Genomic DNA, 806 nt, shown 5'->3' with positions numbered 1-806 from the left:
ACAAAGATTATTTATACAAAATTTGAAATTATTTAGGAGTTTTAACAAATGAGAAAAAAGATTTTTTTGCTAACCCTATTTAAAAGAATCTTATTAATAAGAATTAATTATCTACGTATGAAGTTGGAAAAATACTTTGATCAGGAAAAAAGCTTCACACACCCAAAAGTTTATAAACTAAGCGCTAAATTAGATAAATATATTGTCCTATTTCAAAAGATAAAACAATAGTATTTATTTATTTCAGAAAGTGTGAGCTAGATGGAAATTAGTAATGAATTTAAAAAGAGGATTGCTACAACAAATAAAATTAAAGTATTAGAAGAAGAAATAAAGATCATTTTTCGCATTTTAAATAGTGAATATTGTCATTCAGAACAAAGATTAGAATTATGGATGAAAATAGACTTAATTGAAGAAAGGTTAAAACAGATAAAAGAAAAAAATTGTCATTTACCAACAAAAAAACAAGGATAAGGAGAAAACCCTTAACCCTTGTTGTAGTTATATTTTCAAATGGTGTGCCCGAGAGGATTCGAACCTCCGACCTGCAGTTTAGGAAACTGTCGCTCTATCCTGCTGAGCTACGGGCACAAATTATATAAAATCTAAATGTTATGGCGGAGAGGGTGGGATTCGAACCCACGGTACGCTCACACGTACGCTGGTTTTCAAGACCAGTGCCTTAAACCACTCGACCACCTCTCCATAACCATTAGGTTGTCAACGAATAATATATTAACATACAGACAAAGGTTATTTCAAGTATTTTCCCTTTATTTTACAATCGGGTAGGAGGCTGGCCA

Annotated in this window: 2 protein-coding genes and 2 tRNA genes; 2 read left to right on the top strand and 2 right to left on the bottom strand. The window is 31.5% G+C overall.

All coding sequences use genetic code 11. The annotated features are described in order from the left end of the window. Window positions 1–48: 48 nt before the first annotated feature. Window positions 49–231, top strand: coding sequence for an aspartyl-phosphate phosphatase Spo0E family protein (locus tag U473_RS15455; RefSeq protein ID WP_068726985.1), 183 nt, complete (start codon window positions 49–51; stop codon window positions 229–231). Window positions 232–261: 30 nt separating this feature from the next. Beyond that, entirely contained in the window at window positions 262–477 is a 216-nt protein-coding gene (locus U473_RS12720) for a hypothetical protein (protein WP_068726983.1), read from the top strand. A gap of 40 nt (window positions 478–517) precedes the next feature. Here U473_RS12720 and U473_RS12715 read toward each other — a convergent pair. Together U473_RS12715 and U473_RS12710 are read right to left on the bottom strand one after the other, a co-directional pair. Then, a tRNA-Arg gene (locus U473_RS12715) sits at window positions 518–594 on the bottom strand. A gap of 24 nt (window positions 595–618) precedes the next feature. Next, a tRNA-Ser gene (locus U473_RS12710) sits at window positions 619–708 on the bottom strand. Window positions 709–806: the final 98 nt, after the last annotated feature.

The sequence above is a fragment of the Tepidibacillus decaturensis genome (assembly GCF_001561915.1).
Lineage (GTDB): Bacteria > Bacillota > Bacilli > Tepidibacillales > Tepidibacillaceae > Tepidibacillus_B > Tepidibacillus_B infernus.
Note: the sequence above shows the minus strand (reverse complement) of the source record. Positions and strands in the feature narration are given on the sequence as shown.

What these genes read in the sequence shown, in the direction of transcription:
- U473_RS15455 (WP_068726985.1), top strand. Translation starts at nt 49, where the DNA reads ATGAGAAAAAAGATTTTTTTGCTAACCCTATTTAAAAGAATCTTATTA.
- U473_RS12720 (WP_068726983.1), top strand. Translation starts at nt 262, where the DNA reads ATGGAAATTAGTAATGAATTTAAAAAGAGGATTGCTACAACAAATAAA.